The organism is Aquabacterium sp., from assembly GCF_036279675.1.
Classification (GTDB): domain Bacteria; phylum Pseudomonadota; class Gammaproteobacteria; order Burkholderiales; family Burkholderiaceae_C; genus Aquabacterium.
The window spans coordinates 19,242-36,243 of record NZ_DASUIS010000021.1 but is presented as its reverse complement, the minus strand read 5'-3'; the positions used below and the strand labels follow the sequence as shown (position 1 = coordinate 36,243).

17 protein-coding genes are annotated in these 17,002 nt (G+C 63.8%); 10 read left to right on the top strand and 7 right to left on the bottom strand.

All coding sequences use genetic code 11. The features are described from left to right. Positions 1 to 308, bottom strand: a 308-nt coding sequence (locus VFW93_RS02180) for a hypothetical protein (RefSeq protein WP_329692353.1), incomplete at its 3' end; no start/stop codon positions are given. 138 nt (positions 309 to 446) lie between these two features. Beyond that, a complete protein-coding gene (locus VFW93_RS02175) occupies positions 447 to 1,376 on the bottom strand; it encodes a LysR family transcriptional regulator (RefSeq protein ID WP_329692352.1) in 930 nt (309 codons plus the stop codon). A 145-nt stretch (positions 1,377 to 1,521) separates the two neighbouring features. Between VFW93_RS02175 and gstA the strand changes: the two genes are divergently transcribed. From gstA to VFW93_RS02160, 3 genes are all read left to right on the top strand, one after another. After that, positions 1,522 to 2,130, top strand: coding sequence for a glutathione transferase GstA (gstA, locus tag VFW93_RS02170; RefSeq protein WP_329692351.1), 609 nt, complete (start codon positions 1,522 to 1,524; stop codon positions 2,128 to 2,130). Positions 2,131 to 2,151: 21 nt separating this feature from the next. Beyond that, complete coding sequence (locus VFW93_RS02165; RefSeq protein WP_329692350.1) at positions 2,152 to 3,303, top strand: NAD(P)H-dependent flavin oxidoreductase; 1,152 nt, start codon at positions 2,152 to 2,154, stop codon at positions 3,301 to 3,303. Between the two features lie 122 nt (positions 3,304 to 3,425). Continuing rightward, positions 3,426 to 4,703, top strand: a complete 1,278-nt coding sequence (locus tag VFW93_RS02160; protein WP_329692349.1) for a pectin acetylesterase-family hydrolase — start codon at positions 3,426 to 3,428, stop codon at positions 4,701 to 4,703. Positions 4,704 to 4,857: 154 nt separating this feature from the next. Here the strand turns inward: VFW93_RS02160 and VFW93_RS02155 are convergent, their stop codons facing one another. Next, positions 4,858 to 6,717: a phosphoenolpyruvate carboxykinase (GTP) gene (locus VFW93_RS02155; RefSeq protein ID WP_329692348.1), complete on the bottom strand. Its 1,860-nt coding sequence runs from the start codon at positions 6,715 to 6,717 to the stop codon at positions 4,858 to 4,860. 365 nt (positions 6,718 to 7,082) lie between these two features. Between VFW93_RS02155 and VFW93_RS02150 the strand changes: the two genes are divergently transcribed. The 6 genes from VFW93_RS02150 (at position 7,083) to VFW93_RS02125 (ending at position 11,507) form a co-directional block, all read left to right on the top strand. Continuing rightward, positions 7,083 to 7,883 carry a hypothetical protein gene (locus VFW93_RS02150; protein WP_329692347.1) on the top strand — a complete coding sequence of 267 codons (801 nt, stop codon included), beginning with the start codon at positions 7,083 to 7,085 and terminating at the stop codon, positions 7,881 to 7,883. 7 nt (positions 7,884 to 7,890) lie between these two features. Next, on the top strand, positions 7,891 to 8,622 hold the full coding sequence (locus VFW93_RS02145) for a molybdate ABC transporter permease subunit (RefSeq protein WP_329692346.1): 732 nt from the start codon (positions 7,891 to 7,893) through the stop codon (positions 8,620 to 8,622). Next, positions 8,619 to 9,773, top strand: a complete 1,155-nt coding sequence (locus VFW93_RS02140) for an ATP-binding cassette domain-containing protein (RefSeq protein ID WP_329692345.1) — start codon at positions 8,619 to 8,621, stop codon at positions 9,771 to 9,773. The genes VFW93_RS02145 and VFW93_RS02140 overlap by 4 nt, the downstream gene beginning before the upstream one ends. Positions 9,774 to 9,851: 78 nt before the next feature. Next, positions 9,852 to 10,460, top strand: coding sequence for an MOSC domain-containing protein (locus tag VFW93_RS02135; protein ID WP_329692344.1), 609 nt, complete (start codon positions 9,852 to 9,854; stop codon positions 10,458 to 10,460). Positions 10,461 to 10,483: 23 nt separating this feature from the next. Continuing rightward, on the top strand, positions 10,484 to 11,116 hold the full coding sequence (locus VFW93_RS02130; protein ID WP_329692343.1) for a glutathione S-transferase family protein: 633 nt from the start codon (positions 10,484 to 10,486) through the stop codon (positions 11,114 to 11,116). A gap of 1 nt (position 11,117) precedes the next feature. Continuing rightward, positions 11,118 to 11,507, top strand: coding sequence for an SRPBCC family protein (locus VFW93_RS02125; RefSeq protein WP_329692342.1), 390 nt, complete (start codon positions 11,118 to 11,120; stop codon positions 11,505 to 11,507). Here the strand turns inward: VFW93_RS02125 and VFW93_RS02120 are convergent, their stop codons facing one another. Together VFW93_RS02120 and VFW93_RS02115 are read right to left on the bottom strand one after the other, a co-directional pair. Continuing rightward, on the bottom strand, positions 11,508 to 11,834 hold the full coding sequence (locus tag VFW93_RS02120) for a hypothetical protein (protein WP_329692341.1): 327 nt from the start codon (positions 11,832 to 11,834) through the stop codon (positions 11,508 to 11,510). Continuing rightward, a complete protein-coding gene (locus VFW93_RS02115; protein ID WP_329692340.1) occupies positions 11,831 to 12,751 on the bottom strand; it encodes a 5'-nucleotidase in 921 nt (306 codons plus the stop codon). Before VFW93_RS02115 ends, VFW93_RS02120 begins: the two co-directional genes overlap by 4 nt. 247 nt (positions 12,752 to 12,998) lie before the next feature. Between VFW93_RS02115 and VFW93_RS02110 the strand changes: the two genes are divergently transcribed. Beyond that, the gene (locus tag VFW93_RS02110) at positions 12,999 to 14,552 is read left to right on the top strand and encodes an alpha/beta hydrolase (RefSeq protein WP_329692339.1); all 1,554 of its coding nucleotides are present in this window, start codon (positions 12,999 to 13,001) and stop codon (positions 14,550 to 14,552) included. A gap of 18 nt (positions 14,553 to 14,570) precedes the next feature. Here the strand turns inward: VFW93_RS02110 and VFW93_RS02105 are convergent, their stop codons facing one another. Together VFW93_RS02105 and gspF are read right to left on the bottom strand one after the other, a co-directional pair. Beyond that, positions 14,571 to 15,578, bottom strand: coding sequence for an AAA family ATPase (locus VFW93_RS02105; RefSeq protein ID WP_329692338.1), 1,008 nt, complete (start codon positions 15,576 to 15,578; stop codon positions 14,571 to 14,573). Between the two features lie 185 nt (positions 15,579 to 15,763). Next, positions 15,764 to 16,990, bottom strand: coding sequence for a type II secretion system inner membrane protein GspF (gspF, locus tag VFW93_RS02100; protein WP_329692337.1), 1,227 nt, complete (start codon positions 16,988 to 16,990; stop codon positions 15,764 to 15,766). Between the last annotated feature and the right edge of the window lie 12 nt (positions 16,991 to 17,002).

Genomic DNA, 17,002 nt, shown 5'->3' with positions numbered 1-17,002 from the left:
ATGGTTCTGGCCCAGGTGCGAGATTCGGTCTGGCCCAGAGCTTCGTTGAACCAGCTTTCCGTCACGGTGGCGGCACCGGATCGGATGCCCGTCAGCACACCTGTCAAGGCACTGTCGTGCAACAGGTTGAACTGGGCGTCGTAAACGAAAGCAGGGGTCGTCGGCGCCAGAGGTGGGATCACGATGGTTTGATCCCCGTAACCGAGATTCCCCAGATACGGAAGGGTGGCGCCCGCGGCCTGAGCCGAAGTCATCATGGTTGTGCTGGCCACGGCGGCGGCCAGCATCACAGTGGTGATGCGGTACATATGGGTCCCTGAAAGTTGATTTGAATGCGCGCGTCCTGCCTGAACAGGCGCACCAACCCAATGTAGCAACAAAATCGACGATCAGACCTCCGTCAACACCCGGGTGTGGCCGAGCCCCCGCCGCCCGACAATGGCCCCTCAGCCCCTTGCTCGAGCGTTGGGCCCCAGGTTGTCGAGCAAGAATTCAGCGAGCAGGCGCGCCCGCTTGTGCAAATGCCGAGCGCTCGGGTAGACGATGGAAAACGGCCGCGAGCGCCCACCGAACGGCGCCAGCACCTCGATCAGCTCGCCACTGAGCAGCTCCCGCTCGACCAGGAAGCGGCTGGTCTGATACAGGCCACCGCCATGTCGCGCCAGGTGCACGCCGCCGTCGAGCTCTTCCGAGCAGGTGATGCTGCCCCGTGTGCTCACCTCCACGTCCTGCCCGTCGACGATGAAAGACCAGTCCACACACCGCCCTGTTCGCGGCAGCACGAACTGGATGCATTCGTGGCCGCGCAGGTCATCGATGGTCTTGGGCTCGCCGGCGCGGGCCAGGTAACCGGGTGAGGCCACCACCACCAGTTCCGAGTCTTCGATCTTGCGCGCCACCAGGCTGGAATCGGCCTGATGGCGCGCACGCACCGCCAGATCGAAGCGGTCCTTGGCGAAGTCCACGTTGCGGTTGCTGAGCTGGATCTCCAGGCTGATCTCGGGGTGCCGCTGCCGAAAGCGGGGCAAGAGCGGCAGCACCCGATGGCGCCCATAACCTGTCGCCAGGCTCAGCCTCACCACACCCGATGGCTGCGATTGCTGGCGACTCAACTGGCGCTCCACCTCGGTGAGCTGTGACAAGGTCAGGCGGCATTGCGCCAGGTACAGCCGCCCCGGATCGCTCAGGCGAATCTGGCGCGTGGTGCGCATGAACAGACGCACACCCAAACGCGCCTCCAGGCGTGCCACGCTTCGGCTGACCGCACTGGGCGTCATGCCGGTGCGCTCGGCCGCTGCGGTGAAGCTCGCGGCGTCAGCCGCCAACACGAACAGCTCCATGTCACCAAGCTGCGCATCTTCGAACTGTCGGCTCATGTCTTGTCTCTCAAGGTTGGTCACCGGGTCCATTTATGCCCAACAGGCATCAGTCATGTGAACCATAGCCTATTCACATGCGCGGCAAGCATCAATAAGCTGAAAGCCCTGATCAACACAAGGGGCCACGCCCCACTCATCCATCATGAAGCTCTACTACAGCCCCGGCGCCTGCTCGCTCGCCCCTCATGCCCTGCTGATCGACATCGGCCAGCCGTTCGAACTGGTCAAAGTCGACACCGGCAAGGGCCTGACCGAACATGGCCAGCGTTTCAGCGACATCAACCCCAAGGGGGCCGTGCCCTTGCTCGAACTCGATGACGGCCAACGCCTCAGCGAAGGCGTGGTGATCTGCCAGTTCCTTTGCGACCAGGTCGGCCGCACCGACCTCATGCCCGCAGCAGGCACCATGGCGCGCTACCGCGTGATGGAGTGGCAGAACTACATCACCTCCGAACTGCACAAGTCGTTTGCGCCCTTGTTCAACGCGCAGGCCTCCAAGGACACCAAGGCCTTGTTCACCGAGCAACTGCAGCGCAAGTTCGCCTGGGTGTCGTCGCAACTGGCCGATCGCCCCTACCTGACGGGTGAGGCCTACACCGCCGCAGACGCCTACCTGTTTGTCGTCGCGTCCTGGGCGGCGTATGTGCAACTGGACCTGTCGGCGCACACGCATTTGCAGGCTTTCATGGGCCGCGTCAAGGCGCGCCCCGCCATGCTCGCCGCCTTGAAGGCGGAAGGGCTGTTGCAGTAAACGCAAGGAGGCAACACGATCATGCACACCGACACCGCTTTCACCCGCAGGCTGGGGCTGCCGTGGCCCATTGTCCAAGGCCCTTTTGGCGGCGGACTGTCTTCCGTCTCGCTTGTGTCGGCCGTCAACGCCGCAGGCGGCCTGGGCTCCTTCGGTGTGCATCACCTGCATGCGGACCAGATCATGCAGGTCACACGTGACTTGCGTGCAGCCACGGCGGCGCCCTTTGCACTCAATCTGTGGATCCCCTTGCATGACGAAGCGGAGCACCCCGTCATATCCGACACGCAATGGGATCGGGCGGTACGCCGTCTGCAGCCCTTCTTCGACGAGCTCAAGCTGGACCTGCCCGCCCGCCCCAAGCCGTCCGCTGTCTGGCCAGCCTATACGCAACAGATCGAGGCCTTGCTGGAAGCGCGACCCGCGGTGTTCAGCTTCGTGTTCGGCATCCCCTCACCCGCGATCCTGTCTCGCTGTCAGCAACTCGGCATCGTGACGATCGGGGCTGCCACCACGCCACACGAGGCCCGCTTGCTGGAAGACGCTGGCGTGGACATGGTGGTGGCCACGGGCAGCGACGCGGGCGGGCATCGCGTGTCCTTCACCGATACACCGGAAAACCTGCTGACAGGCACCTTCTCGCTGATCCCGCAGGTGCGCGATGCCGTGCGCATCCCCGTGATTGCGGCCGGCGGCATCGCCGACACTCGCGGGGTGAAAGCCGCCATGGCGCTGGGTGCTGATGCGGTCCAGATCGGCACGGCCTTCCTGGCCTGTGAGGAATCCAACGCCGGGCGCCCCCACCAGGCGGCCTTGCACGCACCCGGCCTGCCAGGCACCACCCTCACCAGAGGCTTCAGCGGCCGGCTCTCTCGCGGCCTGCGCAACCGGCTCACCATCGAGCTGGCCCAGGCGCCCGAGGACATCCTGCCCTACCCCTGGCAGAACTGGCTGACGGGCGTGCTCAAGCGCGCGGCGATCGCGCAAGACAGAGCGGATCTGATGTCCTTGTGGTCCGGTCAGGCGGTGGGCCTGGTTCGCCATCAGCGAGTGGCGGATCTCATGCAAAGCCTGACCGGTGAGTCACCGAATCGGCCAGACATTCACTTTGTCGGCCATCCGACGACTCGGGATTACCCGACCGACATTACACGCCAAGCGTCATTGCGCTGACACTTGCGCCCCCCTTGTCTTAGGGGTGAGGGGGATGGCACGGAGGCTTACCCGCCCCTGAAAAAAAACACTGTGTTTCAGACTGCATCACATGGTCCACACAAACCGTTGATGGAGTCAACATGACACTGAATTCACTGATCAAGGCCGCCAGCAAAGCCGTTGGCATCAGCTTGCTGTGCAGCATCGCCGCACAAGCCGCTTATCTGAAGTGGGAAATGGTCGAGCTGCCCGCTTCCAGCGGCGCATCGTGCGGCAATGGCACCCCCTACCGCTTCTTCGTGAACCGCACGCCGTTCACCAGCAAGACCGTGGTGATGTACGAGGGTGGCGGCGCCTGCTGGGAAAAGGGCACCTGCGAAAACAAGGCTGGCACCCTGCTGGGCGCCGTCAACCCCGATGGCATCCCTACCAACTACATGAGCGACTGGAACCGCCAGGCCCACCTGGGTCTGGTCACACCCTTCACCTCGCGCATCGACCCGCTGACCTCCACCCAGACGCAAAGCTGGAACATCGTCTACCTGACCTACTGCACGGGTGACGTGCACGCCGGCAACAAGGTCACCACCTACACGGATGACGCCGGCTCGGTCGCCTGGTTCCACCGCGGCGCGGTGAACGCCAAGGCCGTGTCCAACTGGATGGCAGCCAACCTGCCCAAGCCCGATGTGCTGCTGCTCACCGGTTTCTCGGCTGGCGGTACCGGCTCGACGGTGAACTTCCCCTACATGCGTACCGTGACCAAGGCGAACAAGGCCGCGTTGCTGGCCGATTCGGGCCCGCTGTTCTGGGCACCTCGCAACAGCACGCCAGAGCAATCGCCTTCTTTGCCCCTGCACAACAAGATCCGCGATGTCTGGGGGCTGGACGAGCCCAACGGCCTGGCCACCGAGTTGATCAGCAAGTACCCCACGGCTGGTGACGTCAACAACCTGGGCTCGATGACAGCAGGCCTGAGCAAGATCTTCCCGAACGACCGCATCGGCTACGCGATGTTCCAGGAAGACACGAACTACTCGGCCTTCTCGTATGAGAAGTTCTATCCCGAGATTTCGGGCGCAGCAACGCCTGAAGCACGCCTGGCCGCCCTGAACAGCCGCTGGCGCCAGGACATCAACACGATGGTGGCCCACCTGCCGGCCGGCCCCAACCTGGGCTACTACCTGCCGAACTACCGCGAGATCAATGGTTCGCACTGCCTGACCATCGTGACCTTCGGCGACACCGGCATCAAGGAAGCCAAGTTGGCCGGCGTCGGCACCTTCCTGGACAACCTGCTGGACTTCTCTGGCAAGAAGCCCGTGATTCGCTCACTGGAACTCAGCCGCGAAAAGGCACCTGCCACCTCACTGACCGATCTCGTGGCGCAACTGATCGGCAAGGCCGGCCTGTTCTGATTCTTGCTTCCTCTGGGTGAATGCCCTTCAAAGCGGACCTTCGGGTCCGCTTTTTTTTCGCCAGAAACGCCCTGGCGACAAGGCAAACAAAAACAGCGCCCGAAGGCGCTGTTTTCTTGCAAGCCAGTTGGCTTTGCGCTGAACGACAGATCGATCAGGCAGCCAGACGCTGTTCCAGCTTCGCCTTGGTGGCAGGCATGGCGGCAGGCAGGTTGTAGGCCAGCTGCGTGAACAGTTCGTCGTGCAGCTTCAGTTCTTGAGCCCAGGCAGCCTTGTCGATACCGATGACGGACTGGAACTGGTCCTTCGTGAAGTTCAGGCCGTTCCAGTTGATGTCTTCGTAGTTCGGGCTCAGACCGAAAGCGTTTTCCACGCCATTGGCCTTGCCTTCCAGGCGACCGACCATCCACTCCAGCACGCGCATGTTTTCGCTGTAGCCAGGCCACACGAACTTGCCGTCGGCGCCCTTGCGGAACCAGTTCACGCAATAGATCTTGGGCAAAGCGTGACCGGCGGCTTGCAGCTTGGCGCCCAGGTCCAGCCAGTGCTGGAAGTAGTCGCTCATGTTGTAGCCCATGAAGGGCAACATGGCGAACGGATCGCGGCGCACCACACCTTGCTGGCCGAACGCAGCAGCGGTGGTTTCCGAACCCATGGTGGCGGCCATGTAGACGCCTTCGGTCCAGTCACGGGCTTCGGTCACCAGCGGCACGGTGGTCGAGCGACGGCCGCCGAAGATGAAGGCATCGATCGCCACGCCAGCGGGGTTGTCCCACTCGCTGTCCAGCGCAGGGTTGTTGGTGGCAGCCACGGTGAAGCGGGCGTTGGGGTGGGCAGCCTTGGCGCCCTTTTCCTTGGCGATCTGAGGCGTCCAGTCGTTGCCTTGCCAGTCGATCAGGTGAGCAGGCAGCTCGTCCGTCATCGATTCCCACCACACGTCGCCGTCGTCGGTCAGGGCCACGTTCGTGAAGATCACGTCACGGTCCAGCGACTTCATGCAGTTGAAGTTGGTCAGGGTGTTGGTGCCAGGCGCCACACCGAAGTAACCGGCTTCAGGGTTGATGGCGTACAGCTTGCCGTCGGCAGCAGGCTTGATCCAGGCGATGTCGTCACCGATGGTGGTGACCTTCCAGCCGTTGTAGCCTTCTGGCGGAATCAGCATGGAGAAGTTGGTCTTGCCGCAAGCCGAGGGGAAGGCGGCCGCCACGTGGTACTTCTTGCCTTCAGGATTGGTCACGCCCAGGAGCAGCATGTGCTCGGCCAGCCAGCCTTGATCGCGGCCCATCGTGGAAGCGATACGCAGGGCGAAGCACTTCTTGCCCAGCAGCGCGTTGCCGCCGTAACCGGAACCATACGACCAGATTTCGCGGGTGGCGGGGTAATGGACGATGTACTTGGTGTCAGGGTTGCAAGGCCAGGCCACGTCCTTCTGACCTTCGGCCAGAGGCGCACCCACGGTGTGCACGCAAGGCACGAATTCACCGTCGGCGCCCAGCACGTCGATCACGCCCTTGCCCATGCGGGTCATGAGCTTCATGTTGACGGCCACATAGGCGGAGTCAGACAGCTCGACGCCGATGTGGGCGATGTCGGAACCCAGAGGGCCCATCGAGAAGGGGATCACATACAGCGTGCGGCCCTTCATGGCGCCCTTGAACAGGGCGTTTTCGCCGGTTTGCAGCTTGGCGCGCATTTCAGCGGGCTCGCACCAGTTGTTGGTGGGGCCGGCGTCTTCCTTGCGGTCAGAGCAGATGAAGGTGCGGTCTTCCACGCGGGCCACGTCGGACGGGTGGGTCCAGGCCAGGTAGCTGTTGGGGCGCAGCTCGGGGTTGAGCTTCTTGAACGAGCCGGCAGCCACGAGCTGGGCGCACAGGCGGTCGTATTCTTCGGTCGTGCCGTCACACCAGTAGATGTCCTTGGGCTGAAGCAGCGCGGCCATCTCGGCCACCCAGGCGATCAACTTGGTGTTTTTGACGTAGGCAGGTGCGTTCACCTGTGCAGTAGCAGTCGTCATGAGAAAAAGCTCCAGAAAGTAAAAAACAGGGTCTCGGCAGCGCCAACACAAGCAAGATTCACCTTATGAATCAATAACTTATGACGCTATCGACACCCCGCCATCCTTGTGACATCAAGCCCTCGTGAGGCCGGCAATCCGTGACAGTGGAACCGCGTAGTTTAGTCCACTCGGCGGGCTTTGAGTTCCCCCCTCGGCCGGGGGGGCGGAGACACCCTGGGCTCTCAGGGTGAGACTTGAGTCACGAAGCGCCGATGTTTTTGTATCCTGATACATATTCCGACACCCCTTTGGGGGCGTGCGGCCTCGCCACAGGCACACTGGTCAGCTTGATCTGTTTGCCACATTTTTCACAGTTTTCATTCATGCCCGTGCTGGCCCGTCGTCCCTTTCTGCAGCTGAGCCTTGGTGGCGTGCTGTGCGCATCCACCCTGCATGCTGCCGTGGCGCGTGAACGCGTGCCTGCGCGCGCCGAGAGCCCCAACGTGGGTGTGGACCCGCTGCTGGTGTCCACGGGCCTGACGGGCCGCTGGCAGGCCGCCATGAAGCAGGATCTGGGCTGGGCAGCCCGCTGGACGGCCATGGACACGGGCGTGATCCTGACCGAACTGGAACAAGGCCTGATCGACGCGGGGCTGTTCCTGAGCCACCCGCGGGCAGACGCCCTGGACAAGCAGGGCCTGATCTACAACCGCAAGACCATCGCACTGACCGATGTGCTGCTGCTGGGGCCGCAAGAGGATCTGGCCGGCATCCGCAGCGAGCGAGACCCCTCCCGCGCCCTGTCACAGGTGCTGGCCGCCGCGAGCGCGGGGGCCGCACGCTGGCAGCCCCCCTTGGCTGGCTCGTCGCTGGCCGCTCTGGCTGACCAGTTGACTCAGGGCCTGGCGTCCAGAGGCATCGCCGCCGGTACCCGCCCGCCTGCCGGCAATGCCCCGGCCTACCGGCTCATGAGCCGGGCGCAGTGGGTCAAGACACCCCCTCGCGGCGAGAAGCTCAAGGTCTGGATGGCCGACAGCCCCGCCTTGACCTTGCAGGCCCAGATTGCCTGCTCGTTCCGAGCCCGACACGCTGGTGCCAAGCTCCTGGTGAGCTGGCTGCAGTGGCCCCTGGCGCAAAGCGCCGTCAAAGCCTCGCGCCCAGCCTGGCAACCGATCAAGGAGTGAAGACACCATGTCCTCGTTTGAACTGGAAGCGCTGTCACTGAGCCTGCAGGTGGCCTTGATCACCTTGCTGATTTCCACCCCGCTGGCCCTGGTGCTGGCCACCGTGATGGCCCGCACCCGCTGGCGCGGCAAGCTGGTGCTCGATACCTTGATCCTGCTGCCCATGGGCCTGCCTCCCGCGGTGATCGGATTCGGGCTCCTGATGAGCCTGGGCGGCGATGGCTCGTTTGGCGGCTGGCTGCATGACCTGACCGGCTTCAGCCTGAGCTTCTACCCGGGTGGCGCCATCCTCGCGGCCAGCATCATGACCGTGCCCCTGATGGTGCGCATCCTGCGCCCCGCCCTGGAGGCCACCGACCCCATGCTGCTGCCCGTGGCCCGCACCCTGGGCGCGTCGCAATGGCAGGGCTGGTGGACGATCACCCTGCCCTTGGTGTGGCCAGCCGTCGCATCGGCCATGGCCCTGGGGCTGACGGCAGCCTGGGGCGAGTCCGGCGCCACGCTGGTGCTGGCCGCCGCCCTGCGACCTCACCATGTGGGCGACACCACCGCGCCCGTGGCCTTGGTACAGGCCTTGCTCAACCAACAGGACGGCGAAGACGCCGCCTGGCATCTGGCCCTGATCTCGCTGTGCATCGCCATGGCCGCCATCGTGATCAGTGAATGGGGGCGCCAGCGCTGGCGTCGTCGCTGGCACGCTCGCCTGCGCCCTGTCGGCCTGCCCATCCAATCCGCATGATCGATCAAACGCTTCCCCGCCCGCTCAGCATCGAGCTCAAACTCCAGCACCCGGGGCTCGACATCCGCGCGCAGTTCCGCGTGCTGCCCGGCAAGGTCTGCGCCCTGGTCGGTCGCAGTGGTGCGGGCAAGAGTGCGTTGCTCAAGGCTGCAGCTGGCCTGGCACCGGCACGTGGCGGGCGCATCGCCGTCGGCAACGAGGCCATGTACGACTCGGCCGCCCGCATCAACAAGCCGCCGCACGAACGCCGCCTGACCTGGCTGGACGGGCACACGCATCTGTTTCCGCACCTCAACGTCAAGGCCAACCTGGCATACGGCCTCAAAGGGGTGGGGCTGCGGCGCACCAAGCCGCCCGCCTTCGACAAGGTCGTCAACTGGCTGGACCTGGCTTCGCTGCTGTCTCGCAAGCCGGAGGCGCTCACGATCAGCCAGCGCGTCAAGGTGGCGCTGGCCCGCGCCTTGATCTCCGGCCCGAATGCCTTGCTGCTGGATGACCCGCTGGGTGACGTCCCGCCTCACGAGCAAGAGGCCCTGCTGGAACTGCTGGCCGAGCTGCCCACGCGCTTCCAGGTGCCCATCGTGCTGGTCAGCCCCCGCATGAACGAGGTCATCCGACTGGCCGACGAAGTCGTGATCCTGCATGAAGGCCGCATGGCCAGTGCCGGACCTGCAGCGCAGATCCTGTCCGATGTCTCGCTGTCCACCTTCCTGGAGGGCGTGCACGCCGGCAGCGTGCTGGAAGGCGAGGTCAAGCGCCATGACATCGAATGGCTGCTGAGCGAGGTCGATGTCTCCGGCCAGCGTGTGACGGTGCCGGCCATGCTGCATGGTGTGGGCAGCAAGGTGCGGCTCAAAGTCCGCGCCCGCGACATCACCCTGCACCGCGCCGTCCCCACGGACACCAGTTGCAGCAACCACCTGCGCGGGCGCATCACGCAGATCATGCTGGCGGGCGAACATGGCACCTATGGCGCCGTGGGCATCGAGCTCGATCGCGCGCTGGATGCGGACAGCCTGCAGGTCAAGTCCGGCTCGCCCCTGTGGGCCATGCTCACGCGCAAGTCCATCCAGCAGATGGGCTGGGCGCCAGGGCAACCGGTGGTCGTGGGTTTCAAGGCCATGGCCACCACGGTGTCGTCATGGCGTTGATGGGGGCTTGCCGCAGGCGGCATACTGAGGTGTCCTGACGCCGTTCTGCCTGAATGGCTGCCACCTCTGATTTCAGCCATGCCCAGCCTCCTGCCCCGTCAATTGTTGTCGATCAACGTCGCACAAGCCAGCCCGCTCACCATCGAGGGCCGTCAGATCATGACGGCGATTCGCAAACGCGCCGTGAGCTCGCTGACCGAACCGCATCGCATTGCAGTCAAGCCGCTGGGCCTGGAGGGCGATGACCAGGCCGACATGACCGTGCACGGCGGCCTGAGCAAGGCGGTGTACGCCTACCCGCATGAGCACTACGCTTTCTGGCAAACCGTGAGAGCGCAGGCCAGCGCGCAGGCGTGGGGCGAAGCCATGCCGCACGGCATGCTGGGCGAGAACCTCACGCTCACCGGCCTGCTGGAAGGCGATGTGCATGTCGGCGACATCCTGCAGTTCTCCGACTGCAGCCTGGCCATCAGCGAGCCGCGCCGGCCCTGCTACAAGTTCCAGGCTGTCATGGGCTTTCCGCATGCGGTGAAGATGATGGCCCAATCGGGCTACTGCGGCTTCTACCTCACGGTCAGGCAGCCCGGCACGATCGCTGCGGGTGAGTCGTATGAACTCATTCCCGGCCCCCGCGAAGTCAGCATCGCCGAGTTGTTCAAAGCCAAGATGCACCGCCACATCGATTGAATCCAGCCAGACAGGAGCCCGCCATGACCAGCGAACGCCACGTGATCCTTCACCACGCCCCGCAAACGCGCTCGCGAGGCGTTCTGACCTTGCTGGAGGAACTGGGGGCGGACTACGAACTGCACGTGCTCAACCTGAAAGCCGGGGAACAACGCCAACCCGCCTACCTGGCCATCAACCCCATGGGCAAGGTCCCCGCGCTGCAACATCAAGGCGCACTGATCACGGAACAAGGCGCCATCTACATCTACCTGGCCGATCTGTACGCTGACAAAGGCCTGGCACCGCAAATGGGCGATCCCTTGCGCGGCCCCTACCTTCGCTGGCTCGTGTTCTACGGCTCTTCGTTCGAGCCCGCCGTGGTGGACCGCGCCATGAAGCGCGAACCTGCGCCGCCCTCCACCAGCCCTTATGGCGACTTCGACACCATGCTGTCCACGCTCACCGATCAACTGGCCAAAGGCCCGTATCTGCTGGGTGAACGCTTCAGCGCTGCCGATGTGCTCTGGGGCACCGCCCTGGCCTGGACCACCCACTTTGGCCTGGTCCCACTGACGCCCGTGATTCAGGCCTACATCGAACGCATCACCACACGGCCGGCGGCCTCTCGTGCCACGGCCATCGACGACGAGCTGATCGCCAGACAGGCGGCCTGACATGCGCACGCTCACCCTGACTGTAGACATCAACGTCGAACCCGACGCCGTCATGGCTTACGCGTCCGACCCTCGCCACCTGCCCGAGTGGGCGCCGGGCTTTGCCCGCAGCGTGACACCCGATGGCGACGAGTGGCTGGTGCAGATGAACGATGGCCTGGTGCGCCTGTGGTTCACGCCAGCCAACGCCGACGGCATCCTGGACCACGTCGTGCGCCTGCCCAATGGCGAGGAAGTGATGAACACCATGCGCGTGGTGCCCAAAGGCTGCGGCAGCGAGGTGTCGTTCCTGCTGCATCAACGCCCCGGCATGAGCGAAGCGCAATTCGCAGAAGATGCAGCCCTCGTGCAGGCCGACCTGCAACGGCTCAAGGACCTGCTGGACGACTGATCAGTCCTCGTCGTCCCAGCGCTTGAGGCTGAGCTTGAGCCCGTCAAGCCACTTGCGCACGTCCGCACTCGACGACAAGGTCTGCTTGAGCCATTCAGGCCGTTGACTGGGCCGTTTGGCCAGACTCACCGCCAGCGCAGGCTTCTCGGCAGACGCCGACACGCTCACCTCGATCACGGGCAAGCCTTTCCACTCGAAGCGAATCGGTGTGCCCGTACCCTTTTCAGCCAAAGGCTTGAGCTCACGCAGATCACGCCGCAGCTTGACCAGGGCCTCATCGGCCTTGAAGGGTGGCAGCGCAAAGAAGTCGGACAGTTCGTCGCTCATGGCTTGTCTCCTGCATTGACGATGCCGGCGGCCACATGCCCTGAGGGCACATGCGGCGCGGCGTTTTCAACGTGCCCGGTCTGATCATCGAAAAAGAAATCGGGTTCGAATTCGCGCAGGAACTCGCCCTTGGGCAGGCCGCCCAGAAACAGGGCCTCGTGCACTTCAATGCCCCACTCCATCAGGGTGCGGATGGCGCGCTCGTGGGCTGGCGCCCCCCGTGCCGTGACCAGGGCTGTGCGTATGCGCATGGCATCCGCCCCCTGTGCCGGGTCATGCTGCTGCAGATCATGCAGGGCCATCAGCAAAGGCTTGAACGGGCCGTCAGGCAGGGGCTGGTCGGCCATGGCCACCTCGTGCGCCTGGAAGGCGTCCAGGCCGCCCTTCTGGAAGACACGTTCGGCTTCGTCCGAGAACAGCACGGCGTCGCCGTCGAAGGCGATGCGCACTTCATTCGGATGCGCCTCGCCGGCCCGCGCCGCATGCGGCAACACCCGCGCCGCCGGCACCCCCGCGCCCAGAGCCGAGCGCACATCGTTTTCATTGGCCGACAGGAAGAGATGAGCCTGCAAAGGCTTGAGGTAACGCCACGGGCTTTGCCCACGCGTGAACACGCCGCGCTCGATGGGCAGGCCATAGTGCCTGGCTGACCGGAACACCCGCATGCCGGACACCGGATCATTGCGAGACAGGATCACCACTTCCACGCGGGCCTTGTCTGGCGTATTGAAGGCCAGCAACTTGCGCACCAGCGAAAAGGCCACGCCCGGCTTGGCGGGCTCGTCGACCTTGTCGAGTTGCAGCTTCATGTAGGCGCGATCGTCCACGCCCTCGAACAGGCGGTTTTCTTCTTCGAAGTCGAACAGCGCGCGCGACGAAATCGCGACGACCAATCGCCCGGTCAGGCTGGCTGGCATGGGTGACAAAACCTTCAATGGGGTAGCACAAGGCTTGGAGTTTAGTGGCGAGCCACTCCGGCCACATCACGTTGAGCACACAAGGACAGCCGGGTAACAAAGTGCAATGCCCGTTGCATAAGTGATATATAAATCACTATTATTCGGACACGTGCGCAAGCAACAAGAATTCAGGGAGTACTTCATAAAGAGCACCGACGCCTTGATGGGTGATCGGTACGCCATCAACGCAAGAAGAGGACACGACATGAAAAAGGCATTGGGCGCCATCGCCCTGCTGCTCGCAACAGGGGCACACGCCGCCCCAGAGGTTTTGCTGGAACCAGGTGCCCCCGGTGAGCCCGACAAGACACTGAACTTCGCGTACGCGGTCAAAAACACCAGCACCCCATTTCGCTGGACCGTTCGCATCAAGTCGACTGAATTCAACAGCGTCACGCCCGGCTCGCTGGTCGTTCGTGATGTTGCCAGCAACATCAGCAGAACGATTGCGCTGAACAGCGGGAGCTTCATCGACAAGGTCGTGCACGTTTGCACCTTCCGTGTCGGCACGACCTGCTACTACACCAGCCCCGTCAACTACAAGTTTGCCTCCGGGGTGACGTACTTCACGCCCACGCGCGACACGCAAACCTTCAGCGCCAGTTTCAGCTACACCCCTTCCGGCGGCACGCCGAGAACGGCATCGGCCAGCACGCAGACGGTCGGCGGGCTCGACCGCTTCTGTGGCGGCACGGGCTATGACCAAGGCATGCTGCGTTCGGTCCCCACCGGCACGGCGCCCGCAGGTGGATGGCCAGCTGTGGTCCTCATCCATGGCGGCTTCTGGCGGGATCGTTCTCCCAAGGACATGATCACCTACGCCAACAACCTGAAGGACGCAGGCTACTACGTCATCAACATCGACTATCGCCTCACGCCCTTCACTGGTCGCTTCAACGAGGTTTTCAACGCCACCCACCCCGCCATCGAATGGCCGGAGTTCAAAGCCCAGAACCCGCTGGACACACTCAAGGTGGTTGAGAACGACACGATGAATGCCACGGGCTCACATCTGAGAAACGCGGTCTCGGACGTCAAATGTGCGGTGCGCTATTTGCGCAGTCAGGCATCGACCTTGTCCATCAACCCCAACAAGATCGCGCTGATGGGCTTCTCTGCCGGTGCGCACATGTCGATGCTGGCAGGCCTGACCTCTGACGGCCCCGTCGCCGACTGGGAGAACAAGGGCGGCTATTCAGGCGTATCAACAGCGGTCAAGGCCATTGTCTCGATCTCTGGCCCCTCCGGTCGCTTCGCCGAGCTCTACAACAAGTTCTCTACTGAACTGGTCTGCGACTTCCGCGCCGCATTCAGCATGACCCGAGGGACCTGCTACGAGAACGGCAGCATCCCTGCGCTGACAACCGCAGAAGCGGATGTGTTCAAGGTGTATGAGCCGATCAACGCGAGCTACGTCGGCAAGAGCTTCAATGCCGGCATGCCCTTGTTGATGCTGCAAGGCGCCAAGGATCCCTTGCTGACGGTGCTGGACACCCCCACCAGCCCCAACAGCCTGGTGACGGCCATGATCACAGCCATGAACAACGCGGCCACCGCAGCAGGCAAGACGGGCAACGCCTACGGCAAGATCTACGACAACGGTACGCACGATGACTTCAACGGCGGCGGCTTCTGCGCAGCCGAAGCCTCGACAGCCGCCATTGCCTTCCTCAACGCCTACGTCAAGGGCAGTGGCTCGCCCAGCGAGATCCAGACCTTCGCCAACACGCTGGCGACGCAGTCCGGCACCTGCAACTGATCGGCTTGAAGCCTCAGCTCATTGGACAAACCCGATGGGCTGACGCTTGCCCCCCTGTTCGGGCAGATCACGCACATCCAGCTTGTAACGCCCGTCCAGCTTGGCATTGCCAAAGGCCGTCATCAAGGCCCTGCGCATTTCGCGCGGGGCGTAGTGGCTCATCTCGGTCAGCACGGCTTCACTCAGCTCCGGCTCGAAACGCTGCCCCCAGTCGTGATCGGCGCGGATGCTGCGGTACAGCTTGGAAGCGATCTTGGCAGCCGCCGTTTCATCGGGCATCTCGATGTCGAACACATTCATGCGGTTGAGGATGGGGTCCGGGATGCCACGCAGGTCATTGGCCGTGGCCACCCAGATCACCTGGCTGGCGTCGATCGACACCTCGGCGAACTCATCCGTGAAGTGACCTGCCGTGTCGTGCTCCAGCAGGCTGTAGAGCGAACCCAGCGGGTCATAGGCATGCTCGCCACCGCTCTTGTCGATCTCATCGACCACCATCACCGGGTTGGCGTACTGGCCGTCCACCAGGGTCTCGAACACCTTGCCGGGCCGAGCGCCCTTCCATTGACTGGACGCGCCCGAGAGCACCCAGCCCGCAGTCATCGAGCTCATGGAGATGAAGCCCATGCCCGTGCCCAGCAACTGCGCCACTTCACGTGCAAAGTGGGTCTTGCCGACGCCTGGGGGGCCCAGCAACAGCATGGGTGTGATCTCGAGCGCATCGCGGCTGTCGGTGCACAACGCCAACTGGCGTCGCAGGTCGTCGAGCACCTCGTGGAAATTGGGCAGCTCGTCGTAAAGATGGTCCATCGCCGGCAGGCCGGATGGCTTGACCTGGAAGCGCTCCGGGCCCATCTCCAGCATGCGCTCGTAGGTGGCGCGCAAGGATTCGTGTTCGCGTGGCGGCAGCTTGCCGAGGCGCTTTTCGACCTCGTCGAGCTTGTAGACATGGCGCATGTGCGCAATCGGAATGCGCCCCCTGTAGTTGTCTTGTTGGACGGGAACAAGATCGGTACAGCTGCTCATATCGGCCCTCCAGGCTTCAACACGCTCACCCCATCATGCAACAAAGCCCTGCGAGTCAAAGCCCGTGAACAAGGGGGATGCAGCCATTCATATCATCGAATTCGACACGCACCAAGAGGAGCGGCCCCGATCCGGGGCCGCCTTGCGCATGCATTCAGTGAACTAAGTGGCAGATTGCCGCAGGCCTACTTCACCCAGGTGTTCATCTGCATGATCGGCATCATCACCGACATCACGATCAACATCACCACCAGGCCCATGACCACGATGAGCAGGGGCTCCAGGATGGTCGCAATCGCCAGGGCCTTGCGCTGCACCTCACCGGACAGCTGGTTGGCCGCGCGCTGCAGCATCACAGGCAGCTGGCCGGTCTGCTCACCCAGGCGGGCAAACATCGACAGCAGGCCGGGGAAACGTTTCTTGGCGGCCAGTGCAGACGCCAGCGGCGCCCCTTCGCGCACCTGGATGAGGGCTTCCATCGCATCGGCCCGCATCGCGCGGTTGGACAGCGTTTCAGCCGCGGCCTGCAAGGCCTTCAGGATGGGCACACCCGAGCCCGCCAGCATGGCCAGCGTGCCGGCAAAGCGCGCCGCGTTGTAGCCGCGCGAGAGCTTGCCGATCAGGGGCAACTCGAGCCAGAAGGCATCGAACTTCTGACGGAAGTCTTCATTGCGACGCGCCAGCATCAAGGCCACGGTGCCGCCGATCAACACCAGGGCCAGCAACCAGCCCCAGTTGCGCATGAAGGCACTGAGCGCCAGCATGAACTGCGTGAGCGCAGGCAGCGCCCGCTTGCCACTGGAGAACACCTGCGCCACCTGCGGCACCACGAACACCAGCAAGGCGATCACGATGACGATGGCAAACAGCGACACGATGGCCGGGTACAGCGTCGCGCCAATCAGCTTGGAGGTGAGCGCCTGTTGCTCTTCCAGATCGTTGGCCAGCTTGTCCAGCACCGTGCCCAGCTGACCGCTTTGCTCGCCGGCCGCCACCACGCCGCGGTAGACGTCGTCGAACTCGCGGGGCGAACCCTGCAGTGCACGGGCAAAGGGCGAACCGGCATTCACCTCGGCGCGCAGGTGCGACACCAGCTCACGCTGGCGCGGATCCTCGGCCTCGTCGGCCAGCGCCGTCAAGGCACGCTCCAGCGGCAGCCCCGCCACGACCAGACCCGACAACTGCCGCGTCCAGATCGCCAGCGAGCTCGAATTGAACACCTTGCGAACGAAGATCTGCTTGTTGAGGCCCTCGCCCTCACCCGCCGTGCCCTGCACGACGGTTTCCACCTTCAGGGGCACCAGCTGCTGCAAACGCAATTGCGCCCGTGCGGCCTTGGGGTTGTCGGCCTCGACCAGACCATTGATGGTCTTGCCGGCTGCGTCAAGGGCTTCAAAGCGGAAGGCTGGCATGTGGCGACCTCG